Origin of the sequence: Agromyces cerinus subsp. cerinus, assembly GCF_900142065.1 — a bacterium.
Lineage (GTDB): Bacteria > Actinomycetota > Actinomycetes > Actinomycetales > Microbacteriaceae > Agromyces > Agromyces cerinus.
Genome location: NZ_FSRJ01000003.1, coordinates 155,054 through 168,317 on the forward strand (window position 1 = coordinate 155,054; position 13,264 = coordinate 168,317).

At 68.4% G+C, this 13,264-nt stretch carries 14 protein-coding genes; 5 read left to right on the forward strand and 9 right to left on the reverse strand.

All coding sequences use genetic code 11. From position 1 onward, the window contains the following. Positions 1 to 92 precede the first annotated feature (92 nt). Positions 93 to 611 (reverse strand): hypothetical protein, encoded by a 519-nt coding sequence (locus BUR99_RS11195; RefSeq protein WP_074260989.1) that lies wholly within the window; start codon positions 609 to 611, stop codon positions 93 to 95. A gap of 118 nt (positions 612 to 729) precedes the next feature. Between BUR99_RS11195 and BUR99_RS11200 the strand changes: the two genes are divergently transcribed. Both BUR99_RS11200 and BUR99_RS11205 read left to right on the forward strand, forming a co-directional pair. Then, complete coding sequence (locus BUR99_RS11200) at positions 730 to 1,269, forward strand: peptidylprolyl isomerase (protein WP_074260471.1); 540 nt, start codon at positions 730 to 732, stop codon at positions 1,267 to 1,269. A 151-nt stretch (positions 1,270 to 1,420) separates the two neighbouring features. After that, positions 1,421 to 2,128 (forward strand): rhomboid family intramembrane serine protease, encoded by a 708-nt coding sequence (locus BUR99_RS11205; protein ID WP_234980829.1) that lies wholly within the window; start codon positions 1,421 to 1,423, stop codon positions 2,126 to 2,128. 212 nt (positions 2,129 to 2,340) lie between these two features. Here BUR99_RS11205 and BUR99_RS11210 read toward each other — a convergent pair whose 3' ends face one another. Then, a complete protein-coding gene (locus tag BUR99_RS11210) occupies positions 2,341 to 2,580 on the reverse strand; it encodes a cell division protein CrgA (protein WP_074260473.1) in 240 nt (79 codons plus the stop codon). A gap of 72 nt (positions 2,581 to 2,652) precedes the next feature. On the opposite strand from BUR99_RS11210, the gene BUR99_RS11215 reads away from it, so the two are divergent. The 3 genes from BUR99_RS11215 to BUR99_RS11220 are packed head-to-tail and all read left to right on the forward strand — an operon-like array spanning position 2,653 to position 4,269. Then, positions 2,653 to 3,444, forward strand: coding sequence for a class E sortase (locus tag BUR99_RS11215; protein WP_084183933.1), 792 nt, complete (start codon positions 2,653 to 2,655; stop codon positions 3,442 to 3,444). A 4-nt stretch (positions 3,445 to 3,448) separates the two neighbouring features. Further along, a complete protein-coding gene (locus BUR99_RS20445) occupies positions 3,449 to 3,604 on the forward strand; it encodes a hypothetical protein (RefSeq protein WP_200802717.1) in 156 nt (51 codons plus the stop codon). A gap of 8 nt (positions 3,605 to 3,612) precedes the next feature. Beyond that, the gene (locus tag BUR99_RS11220) at positions 3,613 to 4,269 is read left to right on the forward strand and encodes an anthranilate synthase component II (protein ID WP_074260475.1); all 657 of its coding nucleotides are present in this window, start codon (positions 3,613 to 3,615) and stop codon (positions 4,267 to 4,269) included. Positions 4,270 to 4,367: 98 nt separating this feature from the next. On the opposite strand, the gene pknB is transcribed toward BUR99_RS11220, so the two are convergent. The 7 genes from pknB to BUR99_RS11255 are packed head-to-tail and all read right to left on the reverse strand — an operon-like array spanning position 4,368 to position 13,170. Further along, on the reverse strand, positions 4,368 to 6,062 hold the full coding sequence (pknB, locus tag BUR99_RS11225) for a Stk1 family PASTA domain-containing Ser/Thr kinase (RefSeq protein ID WP_074260476.1): 1,695 nt from the start codon (positions 6,060 to 6,062) through the stop codon (positions 4,368 to 4,370). A 40-nt stretch (positions 6,063 to 6,102) separates the two neighbouring features. Then, on the reverse strand, positions 6,103 to 7,788 hold the full coding sequence (locus BUR99_RS11230) for a protein kinase domain-containing protein (protein ID WP_074260477.1): 1,686 nt from the start codon (positions 7,786 to 7,788) through the stop codon (positions 6,103 to 6,105). Then, positions 7,785 to 9,239, reverse strand: coding sequence for a peptidoglycan D,D-transpeptidase FtsI family protein (locus tag BUR99_RS11235; RefSeq protein WP_074260478.1), 1,455 nt, complete (start codon positions 9,237 to 9,239; stop codon positions 7,785 to 7,787). The genes BUR99_RS11230 and BUR99_RS11235 overlap by 4 nt, the downstream gene beginning before the upstream one ends. Next, the gene (locus BUR99_RS11240) at positions 9,236 to 10,570 is read right to left on the reverse strand and encodes an FtsW/RodA/SpoVE family cell cycle protein (protein WP_084183934.1); all 1,335 of its coding nucleotides are present in this window, start codon (positions 10,568 to 10,570) and stop codon (positions 9,236 to 9,238) included. Before BUR99_RS11240 ends, BUR99_RS11235 begins: the two co-directional genes overlap by 4 nt. A gap of 55 nt (positions 10,571 to 10,625) precedes the next feature. After that, complete coding sequence (locus BUR99_RS11245; RefSeq protein ID WP_074260480.1) at positions 10,626 to 11,858, reverse strand: PP2C family protein-serine/threonine phosphatase; 1,233 nt, start codon at positions 11,856 to 11,858, stop codon at positions 10,626 to 10,628. A gap of 2 nt (positions 11,859 to 11,860) precedes the next feature. Continuing rightward, positions 11,861 to 12,424 (reverse strand): FHA domain-containing protein FhaB/FipA, encoded by a 564-nt coding sequence (locus BUR99_RS11250; protein WP_074260481.1) that lies wholly within the window; start codon positions 12,422 to 12,424, stop codon positions 11,861 to 11,863. After that, complete coding sequence (locus BUR99_RS11255; RefSeq protein ID WP_074260482.1) at positions 12,421 to 13,170, reverse strand: FhaA domain-containing protein; 750 nt, start codon at positions 13,168 to 13,170, stop codon at positions 12,421 to 12,423. The genes BUR99_RS11250 and BUR99_RS11255 overlap by 4 nt, the downstream gene beginning before the upstream one ends. Between the last annotated feature and the right edge of the window lie 94 nt (positions 13,171 to 13,264).

Below are 13,264 nucleotides of genomic sequence, written 5' to 3' on the forward strand. Positions count from 1 at the left end.
CGAGATTCAGGGTCTGCACTGACTGATGGGGACTCGCGGAGACGACGAAGGCCCCGCCTGGAGCAGGCGGGGCCTTCGGAAACTCGTGCAGGTCAGGCTGCGGGGCTCGAACCCGCAGCGGGCTCGTCGTCGGCGACCCAGAGTTCATCGTCAGCCCGGAAGGTCTGCCAGACGGCGTACGCCACACCCGCTGCAGCGACGATGCCGGCGCCGATCGCGAGGTAGGTGCCGAAGCCGGGGCCGCTCTTCTCCTTGACGACGACTGCGGCGCGCGGCGAGACGCGCTCGAGGGCGCGGCGCACGCGGGCGTCGTTGGCGATGTCGCCGATCGAGAGCACGGAGCCGAGCGCATTGCCGACCGTGCGCTCCATGGTGTCACCGGCCGCGCGCGCGGCGGTGCTCGCCCGCTGGACGTTGGGGCGGACATAGCTGTCGTACCCGGTGCGAACTCGCGGCACGACCTCTTCGCGCGTGAGGTGGCCGAGTTGACGGCTGGCCTCGCGGGCGACGGCGTTGGCGTGCTCGAGCACGATCTGCTGGTTCCCCCAGAGTTCCCCAGCGTTGCTCTGCAGTCGCTTGAGTTCCTTCCGGCGCTTGCGTGACAGGCTCATCTCGACCTCCATCGATGGCAGCGAACCACTCCATCTTGCCACCGAAACGGCTGGAAGCGAGGTGGGAGTCCGAATACGGCATGCCGCTTGACGAATCCACCCGTGACAGAATATGAGGATGCCGATTCCTACCGCAGTCGCGACGCTCAACACCAACCACGGACCGATCAAGGTCGACCTCTACGGCGACCACGCCCCGAAGACGGTCAAGAACTTCGTCGGCCTCGCCACGGGCGAGATCGAATGGACCCACCCCGCCACGGGCGAGAAGTCCACGGCGCCCCTCTACGACGGCGTCATCTTCCACCGCATCATCCCCGGCTTCATGATTCAGGGCGGCGACCCGCTCGGCCAGGGCGTCGGCGGCCCCGGCTACCAGTTCGACGACGAGATCAACTCCGAGCTCGACTTCACGGAGCCCTACGTGCTCGCGATGGCCAACGCCGGCATCCAGATGGGTCGCGGCACCAACGGCTCGCAGTTCTTCATCACCGTCGGCCCCACCACGTGGCTGCAGGGCAAGCACTCCATCTTCGGCAAGGTGACCGACCCGGCGAGCCAGGCCGTCGTCGACAAGCTCGCCGCCGTGGCGACCGATGGTCGCGACAAGCCGCTCGAGGACATCGTCATCGAGAGCGTCTCCGTCGAGCAGCTCTGACCCGCAGGTGAGCGACTCGGGGCCAGATCGGTCGAACTTCTGCTACCGGCATCCTGATCGGCAGAGCTACATCCTCTGCCAGCGGTGCGGACGCACGATCTGCCCCGAGTGCCAGACCCAGGCCCCCGTCGGGGTCATCTGCCCGGAGTGCATGCGCGAGCAGCGCGCCAGCGCCCCGCGCACCAAGCCGGCCGTGCTGACGCGCATGCGCTCAGCCGCCGGTCGTGGCGCACCCGTGGTCACGTATACCCTCATCGGCATCTCCGTTGCGGTGTACCTCCTGCAGATGATCCCCGGCCTCGGCGTCACCGGGGCGATCCGCTACGCGGGCCTCTACTCGCATCCGGGCTACCTCGAGCCCTGGCGCATGATGACGTCGGTGTTCGCGCACGGCAGCATCCTGCACCTGCTGCTCAACATGTACACCCTGTGGATCTTCGGGCAACTGCTCGAGGGCCTGCTCGGCAGATGGCGCTACCTCACGCTCTACCTGCTGGCCGGCCTCGCCGGCTCGGTGGGCGTGCTCTGGCTCGCACCGCCGAACATGCCGGTCGTCGGGGCATCCGGGGCCATCTTCGGGCTCATGGGCGCCTTCCTCGTGATCCAGCGTCGACTCGGCGGGCAGTCGACCCAGCTGTTCGTGCTGCTCGGCATCAACCTGGTCATCGGGTTCATCCCCGGCATGAACGTCGCCTGGCAGGCGCACCTCGGCGGGCTCGCCGCCGGCGCCCTCATCGGCTTCATCCTGGTCGAGACCCGCAAGCGGTCGCAGCGGCGCCTGCAGGTGTGGCTCCTGGTCGGCGTGGGCGTGGTGCTCGTGCTGCTGAGCCTGCGCTACTTCCTCTTCCCGATCGCCTGACGCCGTTCGAGGTTATCCACAGCTCTCTCCACAGCTGGGGAGAGTTACACCGGTGTAATTGTCGTCATTACGGGGGACACGGGGTCTTCCGGTTCTCCACAGCCTGTGGAGAACTCTGCATCGCGTCGGCGTGAATCGAGCGCGGCGGAGCAGCAACGACAGAGGGGCGGATGCCGCAGCATCCGCCCCTCTGGTGCGCGTGTAGGCGCCGGCTAGCGCCAGCGAGTGGTCATGAGGAAGCCGATGAAGGCGATGCCGAAGCCGATGAGGATGTTCCACGACTCGAGGCTGGCGATCGGGTACGCACCCTGGCTCACGTAGAACACGATGATCCAGGCCAGCCCGACGAGCATGAAGCCGAACATGACGGGCTTGAACCACACCGGGTTCGGAGCCTCTTCGCCGCTCGCCTGTTCTGCGCGCGCGGGCTTCGATGATTTCGTACGTGCCATGCGGGTGATTCTAGCCGAGGGAGGGCCTGCGAACACATTCGGTTCACTGCTCCCCGGGCTAGAATCGCCCTCATGTCCGAGTCTCAGCCCGATGCGCGGCGCGCACGCCGCTCCTCGGAGGCTCGGCATCCCCGTGTGAGCGTCGTCGGGGTGCTCGGCGAACTGCTGCTCACCGCCGGAGTGTTGATCCTGCTGTTCCTCGGCTGGCAGCTCTGGTGGAACGACGCGATCATGGCCGGGCAGCAGTCGTCCGCGGCATCCGAGCAGAGCAGTCGATGGCTCGAACAGGCGCGCGCGAGCCAGGGTGCCACGCCACCGCCCGAGCCGGCCGACTACGGCGATCCGGTCGTCGACACCACCGAGTACTCCAACGGCGACGCGTTCGCGGTCATGTACGTACCCCGCTTCGGCGAGGACTCGCAGCGCAACATCGCCGAGGGCTACGGCCTCGACGTGCTGAACAGCTTCGACCTCGGCGTCGGGCACTACCCGCAGACGCAGAGACCCGGCGAAGTCGGCAACTTCGCGATCGCCTCCCACCGCAGTGCCTATGGCGGTGGCATGCACGAGATCGAGCAGCTGCAGCTCGGCGATGCGATCTACATCCAGACGAAGGACGGCTGGTACACCTACCGGTTCCGCGACTTCGAGTACGTGACGCCCGAGACGGTCGACGTGCTGGCACCTGTGCCGCATCACCCCGACCTCGCTCCGACCGACCGGCTGGTCACGCTCACGAGCTGCAACCCGCTGTTCTCGACCGCCGAGCGCATCATCGCCTACGGCGTGCTCGAGTCGTGGCAGCCGAGCGCCGCCGGTGCGCCGGCCGAGATCGCGCCGATCGTCGCGAAGTGGGGGGACTGAGAAGATGTACGGAGCGCTCTGGAGAGTGCTGCCCGGCCCGGTGTGGCTGCGCGTCATCCTGATGCTGCTGCTCGTGGTCGCCGTCGTGTTCGCCCTCTTCACATGGGTGTTCCCGTGGGTCGACGGCATCCTGAACCCGATCAACGTCACGGTGGAGTGAGCTGACACATGGACAACACCCCTGCCCGCATCCTCGTCATCGACAACTACGACAGCTTCGTCTACACGCTGAACGGCTACCTGCAGGAGCTCGGCGCCGAGACCGAGGTCGCGCGCAACGACTCGTTCGACGTCGCCGATGTCGCCGCCCGCATCGCCGAGTACGACGCGGTGCTGATCTCACCGGGTCCGGGCAAGCCGTCGGATGCCGGTGTGTCGATCCCGGTCGTCGAAGCCGCCCTCGCATCGGGGCAGCCGATCCTGGGCGTGTGTCTCGGCCACCAGGCGATCGCCGAGGCGTTCGGTGCGGTCGTCACGAACGCCGAAGAGCTGATGCACGGCAAGACCTCGCGCATCACCCACGACGGCAGCGACTTCTACGACGGGGTGCCCCAGCCGTTCACGGCGACTCGCTATCACTCGCTCGCCGTCGTGGACGACACGGTGCCCGATGAGCTCATCGTGACGAGCCGCACTCAAGGCGGGGTCATCATGGGTCTCCGGCACGAGAGCGCCCCGATCTTCGGCGTGCAGTTCCACCCCGAGTCGGTGCTGACCGAGGGCGGCTACCGCATGCTCGGCAACTGGCTGGCGGTCGCGGGCATGCCCGAGGCGCGGGAGCGCGCCGTGGGCCTGAGCCCGCTCGTGCGGGCGACCGCCGGCTGAGGGGTCATCGACGTCGAGCACGCCGCGTGAGCCCCCGGAAGGGTCGCGGTGACCGCCCGTGCTGTCTTGCTGCGCTGGCCCTCGACCCGCGGTGCGGGTCAGCCGGCGCAGTAGGTGAGTTCGACCGAGGAGTGCTGCGGTACGTCTCCGGGTGCGAGCGACTGCTGGGTGACCGGCGAGCCGGGCTGCGAGTCGCATGAGCCATCGGGCTTGGGAACGGCCGTGAGCTGCAGGTTCTCGGCCCCGAGGTAGGAGGTCGCCGCTTCGAGCGTCTGACCGGTCACATCGGGGAGCGTGACGGTGCCGCTCGAGATGCGGAAGTCGACCGTGGAACCGACCTCGACCGCCGAGCCCGCCTCGGGCGAGGTGCCGAGCACGGTGTCGGCCGGAACGGTCGGCGAGGACTCCCTCGTCTCGACACCCGCCACGAGGCCGAGGGCCTTGAGGTCGGCCTTCGCCTGTTCGAGGGTCTTGTTCCGAAGGTCTGGCACGGTCACGGCCTGTTTTCCGGTCGAGACGAACACGGTCACCGCGGTGCCGTTGTCGACGATCTCGTGTGCGGGCGGGTCGGTGCCGATCACCTGGCCCGCCGGAACGGTGTCATCGGTCTTCTCGACGGGAGTTGCGGGCAGCCCGAGCTCCTGCAGGATGTCGACGGCTTCTTCGTAGGTGTTACCGGTGAGCACGGGGATCTCTTTGACGTTCGACGGCAACTCGGCCGTCGGTTGCAGGTTGAAGGCCCAGTACATGACGGCGATCACGATGACGATGACGCCGATGATGCCCGACCAGATCCAGATCGCCGGCGGCCGGCGCTGGGTTCTGGTCATCGTCTCGTCTTCGGCCAGCTGTCGCAGGGCGAGTTCGGAGCTCGAGAGCGAGCCGGTCGGTGCTCCGAAGAGCATCGTGGCCTGGTCGGGTTCGCGGTGCACGGGCACCTGGCCGGCTGCTGCGGTGTCGACATCGGCACGGAACTCCGCGGCCGTCTGGTAGCGCTGGTCGCGGTTCTTCGCGAGGGCGTGGAGCACCACCGAATCGAGCGCCGGCGAGACCTTCGGGTTGACGACGCTCGGCTTGACCGGGCGCTCGCTGACGTGCTGGTAGGCCACTGCGACGGGGGTGTCGCCGCGGAACGGCGGTCGACCGGTCAGCATCTCGAACAGCACCACGCCCGTGGAGTACAGGTCGGTGCGGGCGTCGACGGTCTCGCCCTTCGCCTGCTCGGGCGAGAAGTACGAGGCGGTGCCGAGGATCGCCGTGGTCTGCGCGACGGTCGTCGACGAGTCGGAGACGGCACGCGCGATGCCGAAGTCCATGACCTTCACCTGACCGGCGGTCGTGATCATGATGTTGCCGGGCTTGATGTCGCGGTGCACCACGCCGGCACGGTGGGAGTACTCGAGTGCGGTGAGCACGCCGTCGATGACCCGCACCGCCGCGGTCGCCTCGAGCGGACCATCGTGGATGATGTCCTTCAGCAGGCGGCCTTCGACGAACTCCATGATGATGAACGGCAGCTGCACCTCCTGCCCCGCGGAGTCGACGACCGTCTCCTCGCCGGCGTCGAAGACGCGAACGATCGTCGGATGCGCCATGCGCGCCGCCGACTGCGCCTCCTGACGGAACCGCATGCGGAACGCGGGGTCGGTTGCGAGCTGCGGCTTCAGCAGCTTGATCGCGACCTGACGCCCCAGCCTGGTGTCGGTTCCGACGTGGACATCGGACATGCCGCCGCGCCCGATGAGGGCGCCGACGCGGTATCGCCCCGCGAGCACTCGTCCTTCATCGTTCACGTGCAGTCCTGTTCCTCTCGTCGAATTCCTCGGCCGTGACCTACTCGGTGGCCGGGAGCACGGTCACCGTCGTCGACGGCGATGCCGGTGACGCCACGGATCCGCAGTAGTAGACGAAGGTGACGGTCAGGTCGCCAGCCGTCTCCGGGGTGGTGGTGAGCACTGTCGAGGTGGCGCCGCCGGCCGACGGCTGCGCCGTCGGAGCGCCGGTGCCCTGAACCGTCACCTGGTATCCCGACAGGGTCTGACCGCTCGGGCAGCTCTGCGCGTCCCACGAGACCGTGAACGGCTGGTTGCCGCCGGCAGGGATCTCCTCAGGGTCGACGCGCGGTGCCGATGCAGGAGCGCCCGGCGTTTCGAGGGCTGCGTAGTACGTGATCGTGACCTCGGACCCGAGCGGCATGTTGCCGGTCGGGTTCACGTCGTAGACGCGTCCGACGTCGTTCGGGTCCACAGCAGGATTGCCCTCGACCGCATTGACCACCATCTCGAGGCCCTGGAGCTTCGCACGCGCCTCGTCGACGGTGAGCCCCAGGTAGTCTTCGCGGTTGACCTCCGCGCTCGTGGGCGCCTCACTGGTCGGCGGAGCGCTCGTCGGCGGTGCGCTCGTCGGGGTCGACGGTTTCGCCGACGTCGACGCGGGCGGCTCCTTGCCGCCGCCGTTCAGCGCGAGCGCGATGATCGTGCCGATCAGCACGATCGCGAGGAGCGCGATCAGCACGATGAGCGGCCAGGTCCAGGGACTGCGCTTCTTCTCTTCGACGGGTTCTTCGTCGTCGCCCGGGACGCCTGCCGACGGCAGCACCGTCGTGGCAGCGGTGGCGCCGGCCGTGGGCATGAGCATCGTCGCGGCGGTGGCACCGGCGGCGCCGAGCACCGCGGGAACCGCGGCGGCGGCCGCCTGCACGTCGCCCCGGCGCAGCGCCGTCGCGGCACGCGCGAGGTGCGCGGCCGACTGAGGCCGGTCGGCCGGGTTCTTCGCGATGCATCCGTAGACTAGGTTGCGCACCGGCTCGGAGACCGTGACGGGCAGGTCGGGCGGCGTCTCGTTGATCTGCGCCATCGCGATCGCGACCTGCGACTCGCCCGTGAACGGGCGGCGGCCGGCGAGGGCCTCGTAGGCGACGATGCCGAGCGAGTAGATGTCGGTGGTCGGCGATGCCGGGTGACCCGACGCCTGCTCGGGCGAGAGGTACTGCACGGTGCCCATGACCTGGCCCGTGGCCGTCAGCGGTACCTGGTCGGCGATGCGAGCGATGCCGAAGTCGGTGATCTTGACGCGCCCGTCGGGCGTGATGAGCAGGTTGCCGGGCTTGATGTCGCGGTGCACGAGGCCTGCCGCGTGCGCGGCCTGCAGCGCAGCCGCCGTCTGGGCGACGATGTCGAGCACCTTGTCGGTCGAGAGCACGTGCTCCCGCTCGAGGATCGTCGACAGCGCCTCGCCGGGCACGAGTTCCATGACGAGGTAGGCGCTGCCGTCTTCTTCTCCGTAGTCGAAGACGTTGGCGATGCCCTCGTGATTGACGAGTGCCGCGTGACGGGCCTCGGCGCGGAAGCGCTCGAGGAAGCCCGGATCGCCCAGGTACTCGTCTTTCAGGATCTTGATCGCGACCTGGCGACCGATGACGAGGTCTGTGGCCTGCCACACCTCGCCCATCCCGCCGATCGCGATGCGGGACTGCAGTTCGTAGCGCCCTCCGAAGGTGAGCCCTGCGCTCGGTCTCATTTGTTCAGCACCGCCTCTAGTACCTGCTTTGCGATGGGTGCGGCTATGAGATTGCCGTACCCATCCTGACCAAGTCCCCCGCCATCCTCCACGAGCACTGTGATCGCGTATTGAGGATTGTCGGCGGGGGCGAAACCGGTGAACCAGAGAGTGTAGGGGTCGCTCTCGCCGTTCTCCGCAGTACCGGTTTTACCGGCCACGCTGACGCCGTCTATTCTTGCATTACTCGCGGCCCCGTTCTCGACGCCGTTGACCATCATCTGCACCATGGTGTTCGCCGTCTCCTCGCTGATCGCACGGCCGAACTCCTCGGCCTCGAACTCCTGCAACGGGGTGAAGTCGGGCGCCGTGATCTGATCGACCAGATTCGGGTTCATCACGATGCCGCCGTTGGCGATCGCGGCCGACACCATCGCCATCTGCATGGGCGTCGCGCGCACCTCGTACTGGCCGAATGCCGTCAGCGCGGTCTGGGCTTCGTCCAGTGCGCGCGGGTACACGCTCGCCTCGGTGGCCGTCGGGATCAGGAATTCGTTGTTGAACCCGAACTTCTCGGCCTGCTCGCGGATCGCGGCATCGCCGAGTTCGATGCCGAGTTCGGCGAACGGGATGTTGCACGAGAGCCGAAGCGCGGTCGCGATGCTGACGGTCTCGCCGCCGCCGCAGTCGCCGCCCTCGGTGTTGCGCACGACGGAGTCGGTGCCCGGCAGCGTGAAGGAGGTCGGGTTCGGCAGCTGGCTCTCGGGCGTGTACTTGCCCGACTCGAGGGCCGCGGCGACGGTGACGAGCTTGAACACCGACCCGGGCGGGTTCATGTCGCCGCCCGTTGCACGGTTGAACAGCGGGTCGGCCGGGTCGGCGAGCAGCCCCTCGTACGTGGCGGTGACCGCTGCCGAGTCGTGCACCGCCAGCGCGTTCGGGTCGTACGTGGGCTTCGTGACCATCGCGAGGATGCGACCGGTCGCAGGTTCGGTGACGATCACGGCCCCGGTGTAGTCGCCGAGGGCGTCCCATGCCGCCTGTTGCGCGACGGGGTCGATCGCGACCTCGACGGAGGCGCCCATGGGGTCCTGCCCGGAGATGAGGCGGTTGATCGAGTCGAAGAACTGGCTGGAAGACTGACCGCTCAGGTACTCGTTGACGGATCGCTCGAGGCCGGTCGCCTCGCCGTTGACCGGCAGGTAGCCCGTGACCGGCGCGTACAGCGGTCCGTTCGAGTAGATGCGCTGGAACTTGTAGTCGTCGGCGGAGGGCTCCGAGTACGCGATCGGCTCGCCGCCGACGAGGATCGGGCCGCGCTCGATCGAGTAGCTCTCGTACAGCGTGCGGGAGTTGCGAGCGTCGGCGTTGAGGGCGTCGGCTCGCACGTACTGGATGATCGTCGACGAGACGAGGAGCGTCAGGAACATGAGGAACGCGACGATGGAGACGCGCTTGAGTTCGCGGTTCATCCGTCGATCACCAGCCTCGGATGGTTGCGGACCGTGTCGGAGAGCCGCAGCAGCAGCGCGACGATGATCCAGTTGGCCACCAGCGACGAACCACCGGCGGCGAGGAACGGGGTCGTGAGGCCGGTCAGCGGGATGACCCGGGTGACGCCTCCGACGACGATGAAGACCTGCAGCGCCACGACGAACGCGAGCCCCACGCCGAGGAGCTTGCCGAAGTCGTCCTGACCGGCGAAGCCGATGCGGAACCCGCGCGCCACGAAGAGCAGGTAGAGCGCGAGGATCGCGAAGATGCCCGCGAGGCCCAGCTCTTCACCGAGGCTCGCGATGATGTAGTCGCTCTGCGGCACCGGGGTGAGGTCGGGTCGGCCCTGGCCCCAGCCGGTGCCGATGAGGCCGCCGTTCGCGAGCCCGAAGAGCCCCTGCACGAGTTGGTAGCTGCCGCCGATCTCGGCGCCGAAGCGATCGTCGCTGAACGGGTCGAGCCAGTTCGCGAAGCGGTTGCCGACGTAGTCGAGCGTCTGGCTCGCGATGATCGCGCCGCCGATGAAGAGGCTCAGCCCGAGCACGACCCACGAGAGCCGGCTCGTCGCGACGTAGAGCATCACGAGGAAGAGCCCGAAGTAGAGGAGCGCGGTACCGAGGTCGCGCTGGAAGACGATGACGGCCATCGACAGGGCCCACACGATGAGGAGCGGGCCGAGGTCGCGCGCACGCGGGAACTGCATGCCGAGGAACTTCGTGCCCACCATCGACAGGGAGTCGCGGTTGCGCACGAGGTAGCCGGCGAAGAAGACCGCCAGCGCGATCTTCGCGATCTCACCGGGCTGGAAGGTCGCGATGTCGCCGATGCCGACCCACACCTGCGCACCGCCGCGCTCCTGCCCGATGCCCGGCACGAGCGGCAGGATGAGCAGCACGATCGCGAAGAGCCCGGCGAGGTACGTGTAGCGGAACAGCACGCGGTGGTTGCGGATGACGAGGATCGTCGCGATCGCGCAGATGATCGCGATCGCGCTCCACGCGATCTGGCGCACTGCGGCGCTCTCCCAGCCGGCGTCGCCGTACGCGATGTCGATGCGGTAGATCATCGCGATGCCGAGACCGTTCAGCACGGTCGCGATCGGCAGCAGGAAGGGGTCGGCGTCGCGAGCGACGAAGCGCATCGCGATGTGCAGCCCGAAGACGAGCAGCGAGAGGCCCGCGCCGAGCAGCACGAGCTGCGTGTCGACGCGACCGAGCGCGCCGAGCTGCACGAGCACGATCGCCGAGGCGTTGATGAAGCACGCCACGAGCAGCAGCCAGAATTCGAGGTTGCGCAGCTTCTGCGGCATCCGGATGCGGCGGACGCCCTCGGGCGGCGTGGCGGTGGGAATCGCGGACTGGAGATCACTCAATGGATTCCTCCAACCGCTGCACGATGCGGTACGCCTCGGCGTAGGAGCCCGCACTGATCGTCTGGGCGACCCGCTGCTGGTCGTAGGTGCGGAGCTCGGCGACGTCGAGGTCGGTCTCGGTGTCCAGCTCGTGCAACGAGATCGGCCCGAGGTTCTGCTGGATGCCCTGGTAGATCGCGACCCTGCCGTTCGATTCGCCGACGTAGAACCGGGTCTGCGTCCACTGGTAGCCGAGCGTGAAGGTCACCACGATCGCACCGATCAGCAGCACGATCCAGAAGCTCCACATCCAGCGGCGACGACGGCGGCGGCGGGCGTCCTCCTCGATGATCTCGTCGAAGAAGTCCTCGGAGTCGGGCTCGAAGTGCGTCTCCTGAACCGGGTGCGGACGGAACGGAGTGAGACGGATGCCGCGGGGCCGCACCGGCTCGGCGGCCTGGCCGAATGCCGGCGGTGCCGCTGCCGACCCGACGATCAGCGGAGGGGTCGCCGGTGCCGGCGGCTCGCCGATGTCGAGGACGACGACGGTGACGTTGTCGGGGGCGCCGCCGTCGAGAGAGGCCTTGACGAGGCGATCGGCGACCTGCTTGGCACCGGCGTCGGCCGACATGATGTCGTGGATGTCGTCGAACGACGCGACGCCGGAGAGGCCGTCGGAGCAGAGCATCCAGCGGTCGCCGTCGCGGGTGTCGAGCACCAGGGCGTCGATCTCGGGCGAGGCCTCGACGTCGCCGAGCACCCGCATGAGCACCGAGCGGCGGGGGTGCACCATGGCCTCCTCGGCCGTGATGCGGCCGGCGTCGACGAGACGCTGCACGAAGGTGTGGTCGGTCGAGATCTGGCTGAGTTCGCCCGAACGCAGCAGGTAGATGCGCGAGTCGCCGATGTGCGAGATCACGACGCGATCGCCGACGAGCAGCACGGCGCTCACCGTCGTGCCCATGCCGGTCAGTTCGGAGTGATCCGCGACGGTGGCGGCGAGCTGCCGGTTGGCGGCGATCAGGGCGCCCTCGAGCGATGCAGAGGCCTCGGTCGTGCTGTCGTAGTCGAGGTCGGCCTCGGCGATGCGCCGCGTGGCGATCGCGCTGGCGACGTCGCCGCCCGCGTGGCCGCCCATGCCGTCGGCCACCACGAACAGGCGGCGTCCGGCGTAGCCGGAGTCCTGGTTGTTCGAGCGGATCCGCCCGACGTGCGAGACCGCAGCGCTCGCCTTGATGTTCGCCATGGCTACCGCCGCAGCTCGAACGTCGTCGCTCCGACCTTCACGGTGGCTCCGAGCGGGATCGGGGTGGGCACGGTCACTCGGGAGCCGTTGAGGAAGGTGCCGTTGGTCGAATCGAGGTCCTGAAGCATCCAGCGGCCGTTCCACTGCATGAGGCGCGCGTGGTGGGTCGAGGTGTAGTCGTCGCGGATGATGATCGCCGAGTCGCTCGAGCGCCCGATCGTGATCTCGTCGTGGCCGAGCGGGAACTCGGCGCCGTTCTTCGCGCCGCTCGTGATGACGAGGCGGGTGGCGTTCTCGTTCGAGGCGAGTTCGCCGGCGCCACCGCCGGTCGCTGCAGGGCGCGAGACGGGGGCGGTCGGCGCTGCGGCCGCCGCGACCGGGGCGCTCGGGAACGCGGATGCCGCGGACGGGGCGGCTGCCGGCGCGGCCCCTGCGGTCTCGGGCTGGAGCTTGCGCACGCGCTGGCCGAACAGGTCGCTGCGCAGCGCGTAGACGATCGCGAAGATGAACACCCAGAGCAGCACGAGGAAGCCGAGCTGGAGCACGAGGAGGGTGAGTTCGCTCATTCGCCGGGCCCCCAGAACCCGCCCATGTCGTGACGTTCGGTGGCCGGGTCGGGGCGGCCGCGGGAGCCCGTGTTCGTGTTCGAGGCCTGCGCGAGCACTCGGAACGTGATGCGCGAGCGGCCGATGCCGATGACCGAGTCGGGTTCGAGGATGGCGTCCTTCACCGGGGCGCCGTTCAGCTGGGTGCCGTTCGTCGAGCCGAGGTCGCGCACGCGCGCGCGGCTGCCGTCCCACTGCACCTCGGCGTGCCGGCGCGAGGCGCCGGAGTCGTCGAGGGTGACATCGGCCTCGCTGCCACGGCCGATGACCGTGCGGCCCTTCATGATCGGGTAGCGCTTGCCGTTCACGTCGAGCACCGGAGTCCAGGCGACCTGGCCCTTCACGTTCTGCGAGTCGACCTGCACCATGCCCACGGCGAGGCTCTCGTCGCGCTCCAGGGAAAGGGTGATGCCGCCGGCGAACTGGAAGCGCTGACTCGCGGCGTGCTTCTGCACGAGGTCGACGAGTTCGTCGACGAGCGCCGGACCGAGTCCCGCCATGCGGGCGTAGTCGTCGGGCGCCATGCGCACGACGAAGCTGTTCGGCACGAGCACGCGGTCGCGTGAGACGACTGCCGCCTTCGTGTCGATCTCCCGCTTCAGGGCAGAGGTGATCTCGACGGGTTGCAGCCCCGAGCGAAAGGTCTTCGCGAACGCGCCGTTGACGGCACGCTCGAGACCTTTCTCGAAGTTGTCCAGTAGGCCCACAGGTCTCCCGCTCCAGATTCGCACCGACGACGTCGTTTCTCACCGACGCTGTCGTGACTTGTGACATGGTAGCCCGAAGGGCTGGGAAGACTCG

Bases quoted from the DNA above. Each gene is read 5' to 3' on its own strand.
- BUR99_RS11195 (WP_074260989.1), bottom strand. From the start codon at position 611: ATGAGCCTGTCACGCAAGCGCCGGAAGGAACTCAAGCGACTGCAGAGC.
- BUR99_RS11200 (WP_074260471.1), top strand. From the start codon at position 730: ATGCCGATTCCTACCGCAGTCGCGACGCTCAACACCAACCACGGACCG.
- BUR99_RS11205 (WP_234980829.1), top strand. From the start codon at position 1,421: ATGCGCGAGCAGCGCGCCAGCGCCCCGCGCACCAAGCCGGCCGTGCTG.
- BUR99_RS11210 (WP_074260473.1), bottom strand. From the start codon at position 2,580: ATGGCACGTACGAAATCATCGAAGCCCGCGCGCGCAGAACAGGCGAGC.
- BUR99_RS11215 (WP_084183933.1), top strand. From the start codon at position 2,653: ATGTCCGAGTCTCAGCCCGATGCGCGGCGCGCACGCCGCTCCTCGGAG.
- BUR99_RS20445 (WP_200802717.1), top strand. From the start codon at position 3,449: ATGTACGGAGCGCTCTGGAGAGTGCTGCCCGGCCCGGTGTGGCTGCGC.
- BUR99_RS11220 (WP_074260475.1), top strand. From the start codon at position 3,613: ATGGACAACACCCCTGCCCGCATCCTCGTCATCGACAACTACGACAGC.
- BUR99_RS11230 (WP_074260477.1), bottom strand. From the start codon at position 7,788: ATGAGACCGAGCGCAGGGCTCACCTTCGGAGGGCGCTACGAACTGCAG.
- BUR99_RS11235 (WP_074260478.1), bottom strand. From the start codon at position 9,239: ATGAACCGCGAACTCAAGCGCGTCTCCATCGTCGCGTTCCTCATGTTC.
- BUR99_RS11240 (WP_084183934.1), bottom strand. From the start codon at position 10,570: ATGCCGCAGAAGCTGCGCAACCTCGAATTCTGGCTGCTGCTCGTGGCG.
- BUR99_RS11245 (WP_074260480.1), bottom strand. From the start codon at position 11,858: ATGGCGAACATCAAGGCGAGCGCTGCGGTCTCGCACGTCGGGCGGATC.
- BUR99_RS11250 (WP_074260481.1), bottom strand. From the start codon at position 12,424: ATGAGCGAACTCACCCTCCTCGTGCTCCAGCTCGGCTTCCTCGTGCTG.